This window comes from Rhodococcus maanshanensis NBRC 100610 (genome assembly GCF_001894865.1).
In the GTDB taxonomy this organism is placed as follows: domain Bacteria; phylum Actinomycetota; class Actinomycetes; order Mycobacteriales; family Mycobacteriaceae; genus Rhodococcus_G; species Rhodococcus_G maanshanensis.
In genome coordinates, this window is record NZ_BCXA01000057.1 from 26,648 (window position 1) to 41,393 (window position 14,746).

A 14,746-nucleotide genomic window follows, 5' to 3' on the forward strand; every position below is an offset into this window, starting at 1 on the left:
ATCCCTTTGGTCTCGCGGGACGGACTGAACGGGCTTGGGCTGTGAACTGCGTTCAGCTTCTTAACGGATGAAATAGATGGTGGCGAACAGGCCGATCCACACGATGTCGACGAAGTGCCAGTAGTACGAGACAACGATCGCAGCCGTTGCCTGTGCCGGGGTGAACTTGCTGACCTTGGTACGCGCGATCAGGAAGACGAAGGCGACCAGACCACCGATCACGTGCAGGCCGTGGAAGCCGGTCGTCATGTAGAAGACCGAGCCGTACGCGCTGCTGGCGAGCGTGGTGCCCTCGTGAACCAGGTGGTAGTACTCGTACGCCTGGCCGAGCACGAAGATGATGCCCATGACCAGGGTGATCGTGTACCAGCGGCGCAGCCCGAAGACGTCACCACGCTCAGCGGCGAAGACGCCCATCTGGCAGGTGAAGGATGAAGCCACCAGCACCGCGGTGACGGGCACCGCGAGGCCGAGGTTCAGCTCGGTGGGCTCCGGCGGCCAGTGTCCGTCCGCCTGCGCGCGCGCGACAAAATACATCGCGAACAGGCCGGCGAAGAACATCAGCTCGCTGGACAGCCAGACAATGGTGCCGACGCTGACCATGTTCGGCCGGTTCAGCGAGTGCACGCGCTGGGTGATTGCGGATCCTTGGGTCCCTACTGCGCTCGTCACAGACAGAAGTATGACGCTTCGTCGTAAGCGAGTACTACCCGGGTCCGTTCTTGGCGCGTCGCGGCCTGCGACCAGTATGCCGTGGTCTGTGATTGTGCAGGTAGTCGGGCATGCGACGCTGGTGTCATGGAACGAGTGCGGTGGTGGCGCAAGCGGTTCGGGCGGCGTCGGGCGGTGCCGCTCGACGCGACGCGGGCCGATCTGGTGGTGGTGGCGTCGAGCTTCGACGATGCCGAGGCGTGCAGCCGGGCGCTGGAGCGGGCGGCGGCGTCGGAGCCCGGCTGGATAGCCGAGGCGGACGCCGTCCTGCGGCACCATCTCCTGCTGCCCGCGGACCAGGTGCGAACCGCCGTCGAGCTCGCGGGGCAGGACCGCTACACCGTCGCGGCGCAGGACGCGCCGGTGTCGGGCGGTGTCGACCCGGCCGGGGCGGAACAGGGGGCCGAGGAGCTGGTGGCGTTGGTCCTGCAGCGGGTGCAGCTACTCGACGCGCTGCACTGCTCGCAGGAGCGCTCCCGGATGGCGGGGCTGGCGCAGCGCGCCGGTGGCCGTGTCCTCGGATGGGACGCGCTGCAGCCGCCGCGGAAACCGGTTGCCCGTAGTGACTAAGCTTCGTCCTCGATTGTGCTGACGGCGACGACAAGAGGCGGTTGCGATGGGGAGTTGGCCAGAGGTGCTCGGTGCGCTCACGGACGGACGCGATCTCGATCCGGGGACCGCGGCATGGGCGATGGACGAGATCATGTCGGACAACGCCACCTCCGCCCAGATCGCGGCGTTCGGCATCGCACTGAAGATGAAGGGCCCGACCCCGTCCGAGGTGACCGGTATCGCCGACGCCATGCTCGCGCACGCGCGCACGATCGACGTCGACGGTGACGCGGTTGACGTCGTCGGCACCGGCGGTGACCGGCAGCAGACGGTCAACATCTCCACGATGGCCTCGGTGGTGGTGGCCGCCGCGGGCATCCGGGTGGTCAAGCACGGAAACCGGGCCGCGTCCTCGAAGAGCGGCGGCGCCGACGTGCTCGAGGCGCTGGGAGTGCGGATCAACCTGAGCCCGGACGCCGTCGCGCGGTGCGTGCGTGAGGTGGGGATCGGGTTCTGCTTCGCGCCGACCTTTCATCCCGCGTTCCGGTTCACCGCAGGCCCGCGCAAGGAGATCGGCATCCCGACGGTGTTCAACGTGCTCGGACCGCTGACCAACCCCGCGCGGCCGCGAGCCGGGCTGATCGGCTGTGCCTTCCAGGACCTGCAGCCCGTGGTGGCGGGGGTCCTGGCCCGCAGGGGCAGCAGTGCGCTGGTGGTGCGCGGCGACGACGGACTCGACGAGATCACCACCTCGACCACGAGCACCGCGTACGTGGTGTCCGGTGGACAGGTGCGCGAGGACAGCATCGACCCGACGGCGCTCGGGATCGAGCGGGTTCCGCTGTCGGCGCTGCGGGGCGGGGATGCCGAGGCGAACGCGGTGATCGCGCGGGCGGTGCTGGGAGGCGAGCGTGGCGCCGTGCACGACGCGGTGGTCCTGAACGCGGCAGGCGCCATCGCCGCTCACGGCGGTCTGTCGGGTGAACTGGACAGCGACCTGCGCGCGGGCATCGAACGGGCCGTGCGCGCGATCGACAGTGGCGACGCGGCGGCGCTGCTCGACCGCTGGGTCGCGGTCTCCACCGAACTGGCGGACTGACGCCCGCCCGGTGCGGGAACCGCCGTCGGCCGAAGCCGAACGGCGGGCCCGCGCCGAATCACTCGCCGATGGAGAAGGCTGCCTCGACGTCGGCGCTGGCGTAGGAGCGGAAGGCGATGTGGGTCGTTGTCTGCACGACGCCGTCCACCTTGTTGATCGCGCCGGTGACCACCTCGGCGATCTGGGCATGGTCTCGGACCTTCACGATGGCGATCAGGTCGACGTCGCCCGCGCACGAATAGACCTCGGACACCCCGGGGATGTCGGCCACCGCCTGCGCGGTCTCCGGGATCCGGTGCGCTTCGGCGTGAATGAGGACGATGGCGTTGATCATCTCGCTCCTTGGCTGCGGTGGCGTCCTATCTATAGGGAGGGCCGCGTGGGTCCCTCCCTATAGATGGGCGTCCGACTCTGTTCTTTCCCCTGTCACCCTAGGCGGTGCCCGCTGCTGCCGCGGCGCCCCGCGCCACGGCGCACCATTGCAGCCAGCCGCCACCGCCGAGGGCGGGTTCGGCGTAGCCGTGGCTCGCGCGCACGATCCGGACCCCTGGCGTCTCGAGCCAGCCGGCGATGAGCCCGGCCTCGCCCGCCGTGGCGCCCCGCATCGGTGACGGCTCCTCTATGACGGTCTCGGCCGACAGGGTCAGCGCCTCGACGACCGGCATCGGCGGCACGCCGCGCTCCGCGACCCCGGCGGAGGCGAGCCTGCCTGCCCGGATCACCGCCAGCTCCCATCCGCCGGAAGGGGACGGGCGCGCGGCGACGAGCTCGTCGACGGCGGCCAGGCTCGCGAGGCGCTGGGCTCGCCGGAGCGCGAGCGCCAGCGCCGTGGTGCGGTCACGAAGCCGCGCCGCGCTCTCGAACAGTTCGGCCGCCGCGAGTTCCTCGATCCGGGTCCGTAGCCGGTGCAGCGGCGCGTCGTCGGTTCCCCGGATGAGCGCGTGCACGGAGTCCGGCGCGTGGCGGTACTCGGCCGCGCTCTGTGGCGTGCCCCCGGCGGGACAACCGCCGACCGCGCTGTCCGGACAGTCGGGGCCATGCGGCTGGTCGTCGCGAATTCTCTTGGTGCACGTCCTGATTCGGCAGATGTCGGCGATCGTGGCGGCAACCTCCGCCGCGTCCGTTCGCGAACCGAACGGGCCGAGGGCGTCGTAGGTCGCTCTGCGGGAGATCGCGAGCCGGGGGAACGGCTCGGCAGTGGGGGTGATCCACCACGCCCGGCGGGGGAACTTCGAGCGCCGGTTGTACGGAGGGGCGTGCGCGCCGAGCAGTCGGAGTTCGCGCACCGACGCCTCGAGTGCGTGCGCGCACTCGACGTGGTCGACCCTGGTGGCCATTGCCACCATCTCCTTCATCCGTGCGCGCGTCTCGGATCCCGTGAAGTAGCCACGCACCCGGCGCTGCAGATTGACCGCGGTGCCGACGTAGAGCACCTCGTCGGACGGGCCGCGGAACAGATAGACGCCTGGGGTGCGGGGGAGGTGCGCGGCGAGCCCGCGCTTGCCGCGCTGCGCCGCGGAGACGTTGGGGAGATAGTCGACCAGCTCCGCATAACTGTGCACGCCCAGGTTGCCGACCCGTTCGATGAGCCCGTGCAGCACGTCCACAGTCGCCCTGGCGTCGTCGAGGGCCCGGTGGGTCGGCTTGGTGCTGACGTCGAAGAGGGCGGCGAGGGCCGAGAGCTTGACGGAGGGCGCCTCGTCCCTACCGAGCACCCGGCGGGCCAGCTTGACGGTGCACAACACCTGGAACGGCGGCCAGGGCAGTTCGCAGCGGGCCGTGGCGGCCTTGAGGAAGCCGATGTCGAAGGGCGCGTTGTGGGCGACGAGGACGGCGCCCCGCGCGAACTCCAGAAAACTCGGGAGCACCCGCTCGATTCGCGGTGCCCCGATCAGCATGGCGGTGGTGATCCCGGTCAGTTCGACGATGTACGGGGGCATCGACCGGCCGGGATCGACGAGGGTGGACAGCTCGCCGATGACCTCGCCGCCACGGATCTTGACCGCGCCGATCTCGGTGATCGCGTCCTCGCCCGGCGCGCTGCCGGTGGTCTCGAGGTCCACGACGACGAAGGTGGTGTCTCGCAGTGGGGTGTCGAGCTCGTCGAAGCTCAGCTGGACGTTCGGCGGACTCTGCGGGCTCACCCGGCTGAGGCTAGGGGTGGCCACCGACAGCGCCGGCCGGCCGCGGTCGTCGCCTCGTCGGTGTCGGACCTGGCCGCTAGTTTCCGTCGCAGAGGTCTCCGAAACGCCGCGAGGCCACCGGCAGAGACGAGGATCACAGTGATTGTCGATTGCAACGACTGCGAGGTTCGCAATACCGCGTGCGGCGACTGTGTGGTGACGGTGCTGCTCGGGCCGCCCGGTGTCCGGCCGGGGATGCGGGCGGTGGACTCCGCCGGGTCGGCCCGGATCAGTATTGAGCAGGACGAACGGGTTGCTCTGGACGTGCTCGCCGATGTCGGGCTGGTGCCGAGGCTTCGGTTGGTGCGGGCCGTGGATGCCACGCAGACCGCTCGGTCGTTATCTGTCCGTGACCCAGGAGTGGCATAGCGCGTATTTCTGGGCGATATGTCCGAATCGGCCCACTGGTCGGGCGTGTTGGGTCGACAGGGGCTGGACGCTTTCGTAATCTTCCTGAGACCTAGCGGAGTCTTGCCACACCATCCGGTGCGGCATCGCCAGGTACCGCCTAATCGATCACTCGCGAGAGCGATCGTGCCGGGAACCCAAGTTTCTCTGGGGTGAATCCCGTCGGAGCGCGATATGCGTGCCGCCGGGTAGGGCTGATCTTCCCAGCCCGAACCCGTCAGCTAACTCGGTCGGCGGATGAACGGAAGAAACGGAGTAACCCTTCTCGTGGCTTCATCCACTACCCAGCGTTCCGTGCGCCGCATCGCCGTCGCCAGCGCGCTGACCTTCGGTGCCATCGCAGTCTCTGCCGGTCCGGCGCTTGCCGAGCCCGTCACCATCTCTGGCATCGGAACCTTCGACATCCCGGGTGTGCCTGCCCAGACCATCCAGGTCCCCGGCCTCCCCGCGCTGCCCGGTGCCCCTGGCGCTCCTGCCCCCGCGCCCCTGGTCTCCGCAGGTGACAAGGCCGTTCAGGCCGCCGCGAGCAAGATCGGTTCGCCCTACGTGTACGGCGCCTCCGGCCCGGATGCCTTCGACTGCTCGGGTCTTGTGCAGTGGGCGTTCAAGCAGGCCGGCATCAACCTGCCGCGCACCAGCTACGACCAGGCCTCGGCGGGCACGCCGGTCTCCACCTCCGCCCTCAAGCCGGGCGACGTGGTCTCCTTCTACGGTGGCTCGCACTCGGGCATCTACGCGGGCAACGGCGAGGTCATCCACGCCGCGACCTCCGGTACCCCGGTCAAGCGCGCGCCCCTCTCGTCCATGCCGATGGACGGCGCCCGCCGCTACTGAGCGTCGCGCACGAACCCCCGTGGTGGGTCCGAACCGTCTGTGACGGTTCGGGCCCACCACGTTTTTGTCGGTGGTCCCGTGCCCGTCGCGCGGTGCTCGGCGTGAGCGGAAATTGCCCCCGCAGTTCGGGTGGACATCGCCGTATGCCATTCCGTAACCTGTCTGAGACCTTCCGAAATCTTGCCGCGTCACCCGGCGTGGCATCGGTGGTCACCACCACGCGGGATCGGGCGCCGTAGGCGCCGGTCCGGTACCGGGGACGCAGTTCGCCGGGGTGCATCTCCCGCTCGGACCTCGGTTCGTTGGGCAGGGCTGATCTTCCCAGCCCGACCCGTCAGCCAATCCGGTCGACGGGCAGTGGAAGAACGGAGTACCAGCTTTCGTGGCGTCACAGAGACTGAAGCGATCCACCAGCGCAGTGCTGGCAACGGGCCTGCTGTCCCTCGCGGCTGTGGCGGTCCCCGCGGGCACCGCCACCGCGGATCCCGCGCTGGAGAATCCGACAGCCGCGCTCGAGAAGCTCTCCGAACTCTCTCGCACGTCCGAGCAGACCAACGAGGCGTTGCACAACGCCCAGATCGACCTCGAATCCAAGACCGCCGTCCAGCGCGATGCCGAGGCCAGGCACGCCGCCGACGAGCACCTGTTGACCGAGGCGAAGGCCAGGATCGCCCAGTTCCAGCCCGCGGTCGACAAGCTGACGACGGCCAGCTACCAGGGCGCCCGCGTCAATCGACTGTTCGCGGTGATGATCTCCGATTCCCCGCAGCAACTCCTCGACCAGATGTCCACACTCAGCGTGCTCTCCGCGGACACCGCGGCCCAGGTTGGTCACTTCAAGCAGGCCACCGACGAGGCCGCGACCGCGGCCGAGGCCTCGCGTCAGTCAGCCGATGCCGCGCGCACCGCCACCGAGCAGGCCAGGTCGATCAGCGACGACCTGCAGAACAAGCAGAGCGACCTGCAGGCGCAGATCGCCCAGGTCACCCAGGCATTCGGCGCGCTGAGCAGTTCGGAGAAGTCCGCGCTCGCGGGCACCCCCTTCCCCCCGGGATTCGATCCGCAGACCATCCTCAAGGGGCTCACTCCCGGGTCGAACTCCGGCGCGCTGCAGGCAGGCATGACCCAGGTCGGTAAGCCGTACGTCTGGGGTGCCACCGGCCCGGACGGGTACGACTGCTCCGGACTGATGGTGTGGGCGTACAAGCAGATCGGCAAGACCCTGCCCCGCTCGAGCCAGGCTCAGGCCGCAGGCGGCGTGCCGGTCTCGCGCTCGGAACTGCAGCCGGGCGACCTGGTGCTGTTCTACCCCGACATCTCGCACGTCGGCATGTACGCGGGCAACGGCAACATCCTGCACGCGTCCACCTTCGGTGTTCCGGTCAAGGTCGCGCCGATGGACGCGTACCCGTTCTACGGCGCCAGACGGTACTGAACGCCGTACCGGACGTCCCGCCGCGGCAGCCACGGCGTCGGATCCGGAAATGGGAGGCGGCTGCGCTCGGGGGGTTGCTGCTCGCCGTCGTCGCGGTCGGCGTGTTGACGGCCCGGTCGCAGCCGGCGGAACCGGAGCCGCGTGGCTCCGGCGGCGCCGCCAGCGTCAACCCGTACGAACAGGCGCGCCGCGCGGGCGTCCAGGACCTCCTGAACCGCTGGGCGGCCGCGGTCAGGGAGGGTGACACCGCCGCACTGGCCTCGTTGTTCGATCGCGCCGCCCCGCCGGAGTTCCTCGCCTCGGAGATCCGCCGCAGTGAGCATCTCGCCGACGTGCCGTTGGCGGACTGGGGCTACGAGATCGGATCCGACCCCGAGACCCCGGTCCCGACGGACCTGGCCGAGCAGCTCGACGCCACCGACGTGTGGGCGGTGCCTGCGTACCTGCGCTACGCCATCGAGGGCGCGGACACCGGTTCCACGCGCAAGCCCGTCGCGCTGATCGTGGCCAGGCGAGGGGAGAGCTGGACCCTGGTGTCCGACCGGTCGCTGCCCGAGTACGGGCGCCACACCTGGCGAGGCCCTTGGGATTTCGGTCCGGTGGTGGTGCGCGAGGTGGACACCGGCTCACATTCGTCGGTGGTGCTCGGTCACTCCGATCAGGAGGAACTGATCGACGCGATCGCGGCGGATCTCGCGGACGCGGTGTCCTCGGTGACCGAGCTGTGGGGCCAGGACTGGTCGCAGCGGGCCCTCGTGGTGGTCAGCTCCTCCCAGGACGAGTTCATGGAACAGGTCGGAGCAGACCACAGCGGGTCCGATATCGCCGCGGTCGCGGTCTCGGACGTCGTCGAACCAGGGGCCGACTCCGCGACGGGCCAGCGCGTCGTGTTCAGCCCGGCCGCGTCGGAGCGGCTCAACGATGAGACCCGGCACTCGGTGCTGCGACACGAGCTCACCCACGTGGCCGCCCGCGTCGCGACCACCGACGGATCGCCGATGTGGATGCTGGAGGGCTTCGCCGACTACGCCGGTCACCGTGACGCCGATGTCCCCGTCGGTCGGGCCGCGCCGATTCTGGCGGCGGCGGTCGTCGCGCACGGGCCACCGACGCGGCTTCCCGTCGACGCGGACTTCATGGCGGGCGGGGAGCGCGCCCAGGCCGCGTACGAGCTGGCCTGGTCCGTATCGGCCTATGTCGCAGACCGATTCGACGAGCGGGCGCTGCGCGAGCTGTACGTGGACCTGGCGACGGGACCCGTCGACAGCCACGAGCTCGACGAGAAGCTGCACGAGGCCGTCGGGCTGTCCGCGTCCGAGTTCGTGACAGACTGGGGCCGCTGGGTTGCGGAGGGCCTCGACTGAGGGCCTGCCGACTCGACCCTGCGCAGCGGCCGCCCGCGTCCGGCAATTACGGTGGACCTATGCGCCGAACCCTGTTGGTGACGAATGACTTTCCGCCCCGACCGGGAGGCATCCAGTCCTACCTCCAGTCCTTTGCGAACGCGCTGCCCGCCGACGAGTTGGTGGTGTACGCCCCGCGCTGGCGCGGTGACAGCCACAAGAAGTTCGACGCGCGTCAGCCGTTCGAGGTGGTCCGCCACCCCACGACGCTGATGCTGCCGACACCGCTGGTGGCCCGCCGGGCGGCGAAGCTGGTGCGGTCGCGCGAATGCGACAGCGTGTGGTTCGGCGCGGCGGCCCCGCTGGCACTACTGGCGCCCGGGCTGCGCCGGGCGGGCGCCGAGCGGGTCGTGGCAAGCACGCACGGTCACGAGGTCGGCTGGTCGATGCTGCCCGGTGCCAGGCAGGCGCTGCGCCGGATCGGGAACACCACGGACACGGTCACCTTCGTCAGCAAGTACACGCGCGGCCGGTTCGCGTCCGCGTTCGGGGCCGGGGCCGCGCTCGAGCACCTGCCGCCCGGGGTCGACACCGAGGTGTTCCGACCGGACCCGGCGGCAAGGGCGGAGCTGCGGGCGCGATACGGACTCGGCGATCGCCCGACCGTGCTGTGCCTGTCCCGGCTGGTTCCGCGCAAGGGTCAGGACGTGCTGATCCGGGCGCTTCCGCGGATCCGGGAGTCCATCGACGGCGCGGTGCTCGTCATCGTCGGCGGCGGCCCGTACCAGGGCCGGCTCCACACGCTGGCGAGGGACACCGGCATGGAGGAGCACGTGGTGTTCACGGGCACCGTCCCGTCCGCCGAGCTCGCGGCACACCACACGATCGCCGATGTGTTCGCGATGCCGTGCCGGACCAGGGGAGCGGGCCTCGACGTCGAGGGGCTGGGGATCGTGTTCCTCGAGGCCTCGGCCGCGGGTGTCCCCGTGATCGCCGGTCGATCCGGTGGCGCGCCGGAAACGGTGCGGGAGAACGAGACCGGGCACGTCGTCGACGGGCGGTCGGTTCGGCAGGTGGCCGATTCGGTGATCTCGGTGCTCGCCGACCGCGACCGCGCGGCGGCGATGGGTGCCGCAGGCCGCGCGTGGGTGTCCGAGCAGTGGCGCTGGGACGCGCTGGCGGCCAAGCTCAGCGGCCTGCTGCACTAGGCGCTTCGCGCCCGTGCGCGGTTGACGAGTGCCTGGACTCGTCAACCGCGCACAGGCGGCGCAGCCGCCTGCTTACTTGGCGTAGATGGCCTCGATGTCGTCCGCGAAGCTCTGGTGGATGACATTGCGCTTGAGCTTGAGGGTCGGCGTGAGCTCGCCGGTCTCCTCGGTGAAGTCCACCGGCAGGATCCGGTACTTCTTGATCGACTCCGCGTGCGAGACCAGCTTGTTGGCCTCGGCGATGGCCGCATCGACCTCGGCGATCAGGTCGGCATCGGCGATCAGATCGGCGACGGTGGCCTCGGCCGGCTTGCTGTTGCGCTGCTTCCAGCCCGTCCACGCGTCGGGATCGACGGTGATCAGGGCGCCGATGAAGGGTTTCTGGTCGCCGACCACGAGCGCCTGGCTGATCAGCGGGTGCGCGCGGAGCTGGTCCTCGAGCTGTGCGGGCGCGACGTTCTTGCCGCCCGCGGTGACGATGATCTCCTTCTTGCGCCCGGTGATCGTGATGAAGCCCTCGGTGTCGACCGAGCCGAGGTCGCCGGTGTGGAACCAGCCGTCCTCGAGCGCCTCGGCGCTGGCCGCCTCGTTGCGCCAGTAGCCGCCGAAGACCACCGGACCGGAGAGCAGGATCTCGCCGTCCTCGGCGATGCGAACCGCGTTGCCGGACAACGGCCTTCCGACGCTGCCCACCTTCTGGTTGCCCGGCGTGTTCACCGCGACCGCCGCGGTCGTCTCGGTCAGGCCGTAGCCCTCGAAGATGGTCACGCCGATACCGCGGAAGAAGTGGCCGAGCCGGGCACCGAGAGGGGCGCCGCCGGAGATCGCGAGCTGGCACTGTCCGCCGAGCGCGGCACGGAGCTTGGAGTACACCAGCTTGTCGAACACCGCGTGCTTGATCTTGAGGCCGAAGCCGGCGCCGCCGGCGTCCTGGGCCTCGCTCCACTCGATCGCGACCTCGGCGGCGTTGTCGAAGATCTTGCCCTTGCCCTCGGCGTGTGCCTTCTGGCGAGCGGTGTTGAAGACCTTCTCGAACACCCGGGGCACCGACAGGATGAAGTCGGGCTTGAACGTGCCGAAGGTGGGGACCAGGTTCGGGATGTCGGAGGTGTGGCCGACGGTGGCGCCCGCATCGAATGCCGCGAGGGAGACCGCGCGGGCGAGCACGTGCGCCAGCGGCAGGAACATCAGGGTGCGACGGCCGGGGCGCAGCAGCTCGCCGAATCCGGAGGTGCTGATGCCGCGCGACTCCGCGATGAGGTTGGAGTGGGTGAGCTGGCAGCCCTTGGGGCGACCGGTGGTGCCGGAGGTGTAGATCAGTGTCGCGGGGTCGCTCGCCTTGATCGCGTCGGCGCGGGACCGGACCTCCTCGTCGCTGACGTCGGCGCCGAGCGTGATCAGCTCAGCCACCGCGCCGGGGGCGCCCTCGATCTGCAGTACCTTGCGCAGCGCGGGGGACTCGGCCGCGACCTGCTCGAGTGCCTTCGCGTGGCCGTCGTTCTCGACGAACAGCGCGACGGCGGCGGAGTCCTCGAGGATCCACCGCACCTGCTCGGGGGCGGAGGTCTCGTAGACAGGAACGGTGACGCCGCCCGAGGCCCAGATCGCGAAGTCGATCAGCTGCCACTCGTACCGGGTGGCCGACATCAGCGCGACCCGGTCGCCTGGCTGCACGCCGAGCGCGATCAGGCCCTTGGCGACGGCGGTCACCTGGTCGGCGAACTCGGCCGCAGACACATCGGTCCACGTGCCGCCGGTCAGCCGCGTGAAGACGGCCAGGCCGGGCGTGTTCGCCGCGTGGGTGAACACCGAGTCGACGGCGGACGCGTCCTCAGGGATGGTGAAAGTTGACGGAACGCTGAATTCACGCACGAAGACCTCCGGCACTGCGGGTGTACTGACGAGTAGGTTTTGCTGCGGTTCCACTTTAACCCGTGTGGATCGGCCCTGGCCCGCACCCGCCACGCGGAGTGTGTGAAGCTAATCCGGTGAGCAGCATTCAGGTCTCGGACCAGACCTTCATCGCGGCGCCGCCGGCATCGGTCGCGGAGTCGATCGGCGTGGTGTCGAAATGGCGTCGCTGGTGGCCGGATCTCCAGATCACCGTGCGGGAGGACCGAGGCGAGAAGGGGATTCGCTGGACGGTCACGGGCGCGTTGACCGGAACCATGGAGGTCTGGCTGGAGCCGGAACTCGACGGCACGATCGTGCACTACTTCCTGCATGCCGAGCCGACCGGCGTAGGCCCCGCGGAGCTGGCCGAGCTCGATCTCGCGGCCCTCACCCGGGCGCGCCGTGTCGCGGGCAAGGTGATGACCTTCGGCACCAAGCGTGAGCTCGAGGCGGGCAGGCCTGCGGGAGAGTCGCCGACCGCAAGGTGATCGCCCGACCGACGGTGTCGCACGGTGCCGCCGGTCGTTGTGCGCGCACGTCGGTTTCGTGTGTGATGGGTTCGAGTGCATTCGTGGCTGTCCTGGAGTGAAAGGAAGCGTTGGTCGTATGGCCGACAAGACCAAGAGGTCGATCAGCATCGCCGCTCCCTCGAGTCGGGTGATGGACGTGATCGCCGATTACGACGCGTACCCCGAGTGGGTGGCCGCGGCGAAGTCAGTCGAGGTGCTCGCCCGCGGGGCGAACGGTCGCGCGCGGCGGGTTCGGTTCGTGCTGGACGCCGGGATGGTCAAGGACACCTACGAACTCGACTTCGACTGGGCGTCTGACGGGAAGTCCGTGCGCTGGTCGCTGGCCTCTGCCGAGATCCAGAAGTCGCAGGACGGCTCGTACACCCTCGAGGACCTGCCGGACGGGACCACCACGGTCACCTACGAGCTGACCGTCGACCTGAACATCCCGATGATCGGGTTGTTCAAACGCAAGGCAGAGAAGGCGATCACCGACACCGCCCTCAAGGAATTGAAGAAGAGGGTCGAAGGCTGACCGGGCGCGGCTCCGATGCGAACACCCAGATCCGGTTCTTCATCGGTAAGGGAGGCGTCGGGAAGACGACACTGGCGGCCGCGACCGCGATTGCGCTGGCGCGCACCGGAGACCGGGTCCTGCTCATCTCCCTCGATCGAGCGCATTCGCTGACCGATGTGCTCGCGCTGGACCGGGCGGACGCAACGGCGGGGACGGGAATCGTCGCCGCTGCCCATGGGCTCGAGGTGCTCGAACTCGACACCCTGACCCTGCTCGAGGATCGACTGGTCGCGCTGTCGGCGCTGATCCCGAGCGGCGCCGAACACGAGCACGGTTCTGCGCTGTCGCTGCCCGACCCGCAGGAACTGACGGGGCTGCCGGGCGCCGAGGAGTTGCTCGGGCTGGCCGAGGTCGCCCGGCTCGCGCACGGAGGGGACTGGGACGCCGTGCTGGTCGACTGCCCGCCGACCGGTGATCTGCTGCGCCTGCTCACGGTTCCCGACATGGTGCACGACTACCTCGAGCGGATCTGGCCCCGGTACCTCAGGGCGACGGTGCCCGGCGCACAGCGCTCGCAGGCGATCGCCGCGCTGCTGGTCGACCGTCTCAGTGACTTCACCCTGCCGGTCCGGGCGATGCTCGCGGACCGCCAGAACACCTGTGCGCGAATGGTGCTCACCGCGGATGCGGTTGGCGTGGCGCAGGCGCGGCGTCTCGCGGCGGCGATGTCCGTGCTCGGCGTGCGAGTCGACGGCGCGATCGTGAACAAGGTTCTGCCGCAAAATGATCCGGGGTCGGACACCGGCACGGACCATCCGGCACTGCGCTGGTATGCGGAGCGTGCGGAGCGCGAGCGTGCGCAGCTGGATTCGCTGGCGGCCGCGCTCGGCGGGTTGCCGGTTCGCACGGCCGACGAGAATGCCGTCGAGCCGGTAGGGTTTGACTCTCTCGCCGCGCTCGCCGATGCGCTGTATCCGGCCGGGGTCGATCCGCTGACCGCCGCGGACGACGATTCGACGGCGGCGAGGGTGGAACTGGAGTCAGGGTCGGGGGTGGAATCGGTGTACGCGCTGCGACTGCGCATGCCGCTGGTCGACCCGTCCACGCTGACCCTCGGCAGGGTCGAGGACGATCTGGTGGTCGGCGCGGCAGGGGTTCGGCGCAGGGTCAGGCTGGCGTCGGTGCTCCGCCGCTGCACCACGGTCGGCGCCCAGTTCGAGGACGGCGATCTAGTGGTCCGATTCCGGCCCGACCCGCAGGTCTGGCCGCTGTGAGCGACGATCACGCGGACCTGGTCGCCGAGCTGCGGGCGCTCACGCACGCGGCGTTCGATCGGCTGGAGCCGCTGCTGCAGAAGGCGTCCGAGGCCGCCGCTGCCGCCGCGAGCCCCGACGGCGGCGAGCCGGGGCCCTACGGGTGCAGTTGGTGCCCGGTGTGTGCGCTGGCGGCGCTGGCCCGAGGGGAGCAGCACGACCTGATCACGCTGCTCGGTTCGCAGGCCGCGGTGCTGCTCGCCCTGCTCCGGCAGATCCTGGACGAGCACGGGGCGCATCCCGACCCCGACGGCGGGCCAGACGGGTCGGCGCCCGGTCCCGGCGCCGACGCGCAGGGTGCTCGCCCGAAGTTCGTCCCGATCTCGGTTCAGGTCGAGCACAATCGGTGACCATGGGCACGCGCACCGGCGGTCGGACCGCTCTCACGATCGGCATCGACGTCGGCGGAACCAGCATCAGGGCGGCGGTGGTCGACGCCGACGGTCAGGTGCTGGACTCGGCCTTGGCACCGACCCCGCGGTCGGCGCAGGCGCTGGAGGACGGGCTCGACCGCGCGGTTCGGGAGCTCTGCGCGCGGCACGGCTCCGACCGCGCGCAGGCCGGTGAGCACCACGGCGAAGGAACTGGTGAAGCCGACGAGCGCGGTGACCACGCCCGCGCTGATCGGGTGCGAGAGTCCCGGATCGCGCGCGACCGCGGGCTCCGCCTGTTCGGCTCCCGTCGGTTCGGGCTCGAAGGTTCGTGACACGACCGCCATCTTGCCGCAGTCGGGGTGCGCGG

The 14,746-nt window shown here is 70.0% G+C and carries 15 protein-coding genes and 1 riboswitch; of the genes, 11 read left to right on the plus strand and 4 right to left on the minus strand.

From position 1 onward, the window contains the following. Window positions 1-60 precede the first annotated feature (60 nt). Window positions 61-672 (minus strand): aa3-type cytochrome oxidase subunit III, encoded by a 612-nt coding sequence (gene ctaE / locus RM1_RS23535; RefSeq protein WP_072754055.1) that lies wholly within the window; start codon window positions 670-672, stop codon window positions 61-63. A 126-nt stretch (window positions 673-798) separates the two neighbouring features. Here ctaE and RM1_RS23540 point away from each other — a divergent pair, with 126 nt between their 5' ends. Together RM1_RS23540 and trpD are read left to right on the plus strand one after the other, a co-directional pair. Further along, entirely contained in the window at window positions 799-1,281 is a 483-nt protein-coding gene (locus RM1_RS23540) for a hypothetical protein (protein ID WP_072754056.1), read from the plus strand. A 46-nt stretch (window positions 1,282-1,327) separates the two neighbouring features. Then, entirely contained in the window at window positions 1,328-2,362 is a 1,035-nt protein-coding gene (gene trpD, locus RM1_RS23545; protein WP_072754057.1) for an anthranilate phosphoribosyltransferase, read from the plus strand. A gap of 58 nt (window positions 2,363-2,420) precedes the next feature. On the opposite strand, the gene RM1_RS23550 is transcribed toward trpD, so the two are convergent. Both RM1_RS23550 and RM1_RS23555 read right to left on the minus strand, forming a co-directional pair. Further along, window positions 2,421-2,696, minus strand: a complete 276-nt coding sequence (locus RM1_RS23550; protein WP_027502223.1) for an Lrp/AsnC family transcriptional regulator — start codon at window positions 2,694-2,696, stop codon at window positions 2,421-2,423. Window positions 2,697-2,793: 97 nt separating this feature from the next. Then, window positions 2,794-4,506, minus strand: coding sequence for a DEDD exonuclease domain-containing protein (locus RM1_RS23555; RefSeq protein ID WP_072754058.1), 1,713 nt, complete (start codon window positions 4,504-4,506; stop codon window positions 2,794-2,796). 534 nt (window positions 4,507-5,040) lie between these two features. Beyond that, a riboswitch (cyclic di-AMP (ydaO/yuaA leader) is annotated at window positions 5,041-5,205 on the plus strand. 15 nt (window positions 5,206-5,220) lie between these two features. On the opposite strand from RM1_RS23555, the gene RM1_RS23565 reads away from it, so the two are divergent. From RM1_RS23565 to RM1_RS23580, 4 genes are all read left to right on the plus strand, one after another. Beyond that, a complete protein-coding gene (locus RM1_RS23565; protein WP_072754060.1) occupies window positions 5,221-5,787 on the plus strand; it encodes an NlpC/P60 family protein in 567 nt (188 codons plus the stop codon). Window positions 5,788-6,169: 382 nt separating this feature from the next. After that, complete coding sequence (locus tag RM1_RS23570; protein WP_027502226.1) at window positions 6,170-7,222, plus strand: C40 family peptidase; 1,053 nt, start codon at window positions 6,170-6,172, stop codon at window positions 7,220-7,222. A 77-nt stretch (window positions 7,223-7,299) separates the two neighbouring features. Beyond that, window positions 7,300-8,586: a hypothetical protein gene (locus tag RM1_RS23575; RefSeq protein WP_425528710.1), complete on the plus strand. Its 1,287-nt coding sequence runs from the start codon at window positions 7,300-7,302 to the stop codon at window positions 8,584-8,586. Window positions 8,587-8,645: 59 nt separating this feature from the next. Continuing rightward, window positions 8,646-9,773 (plus strand): glycosyltransferase family 4 protein, encoded by a 1,128-nt coding sequence (locus RM1_RS23580; protein WP_072754061.1) that lies wholly within the window; start codon window positions 8,646-8,648, stop codon window positions 9,771-9,773. 72 nt (window positions 9,774-9,845) lie between these two features. Here RM1_RS23580 and RM1_RS23585 read toward each other — a convergent pair whose 3' ends face one another. Next, entirely contained in the window at window positions 9,846-11,645 is a 1,800-nt protein-coding gene (locus RM1_RS23585; RefSeq protein WP_072754070.1) for an AMP-dependent synthetase/ligase, read from the minus strand. Window positions 11,646-11,761: 116 nt separating this feature from the next. On the opposite strand from RM1_RS23585, the gene RM1_RS23590 reads away from it, so the two are divergent. The 5 genes from RM1_RS23590 to RM1_RS25985 all read left to right on the plus strand — a co-directional run bounded on the left by RM1_RS23590 (window position 11,762) and on the right by RM1_RS25985 (window position 14,711). After that, window positions 11,762-12,154 carry a polyketide cyclase / dehydrase and lipid transport gene (locus RM1_RS23590; RefSeq protein ID WP_072754062.1) on the plus strand — a complete coding sequence of 131 codons (393 nt, stop codon included), beginning with the start codon at window positions 11,762-11,764 and terminating at the stop codon, window positions 12,152-12,154. Between the two features lie 118 nt (window positions 12,155-12,272). Beyond that, window positions 12,273-12,710, plus strand: a complete 438-nt coding sequence (locus tag RM1_RS23595) for an SRPBCC family protein (protein ID WP_072754063.1) — start codon at window positions 12,273-12,275, stop codon at window positions 12,708-12,710. 41 nt (window positions 12,711-12,751) lie between these two features. After that, window positions 12,752-13,966: an ArsA family ATPase gene (locus RM1_RS23600; RefSeq protein WP_281252203.1), complete on the plus strand. Its 1,215-nt coding sequence runs from the start codon at window positions 12,752-12,754 to the stop codon at window positions 13,964-13,966. Beyond that, complete coding sequence (locus RM1_RS23605; protein WP_072754065.1) at window positions 13,963-14,355, plus strand: hypothetical protein; 393 nt, start codon at window positions 13,963-13,965, stop codon at window positions 14,353-14,355. Before RM1_RS23600 ends, RM1_RS23605 begins: the two co-directional genes overlap by 4 nt. 2 nt (window positions 14,356-14,357) lie before the next feature. After that, window positions 14,358-14,711: an ROK family protein gene (locus tag RM1_RS25985; protein ID WP_083576924.1), complete on the plus strand. Its 354-nt coding sequence runs from the start codon at window positions 14,358-14,360 to the stop codon at window positions 14,709-14,711. The last annotated feature ends 35 nt before the right edge of the window (window positions 14,712-14,746 follow it).

Coding starts and splice junctions, on each gene's coding strand:
- RM1_RS23540 (WP_072754056.1), top strand. CDS start 799: ATGGAACGAGTGCGGTGGTGGCGCAAGCGGTTCGGGCGGCGTCGGGCG.
- trpD (WP_072754057.1), top strand. CDS start 1,328: ATGGGGAGTTGGCCAGAGGTGCTCGGTGCGCTCACGGACGGACGCGAT.
- RM1_RS23550 (WP_027502223.1), bottom strand. CDS start 2,696: ATGATCAACGCCATCGTCCTCATTCACGCCGAAGCGCACCGGATCCCG.
- RM1_RS23580 (WP_072754061.1), top strand. CDS start 8,646: ATGCGCCGAACCCTGTTGGTGACGAATGACTTTCCGCCCCGACCGGGA.
- RM1_RS23595 (WP_072754063.1), top strand. CDS start 12,273: ATGGCCGACAAGACCAAGAGGTCGATCAGCATCGCCGCTCCCTCGAGT.
- RM1_RS25985 (WP_083576924.1), top strand. CDS start 14,358: ATGGGCACGCGCACCGGCGGTCGGACCGCTCTCACGATCGGCATCGAC.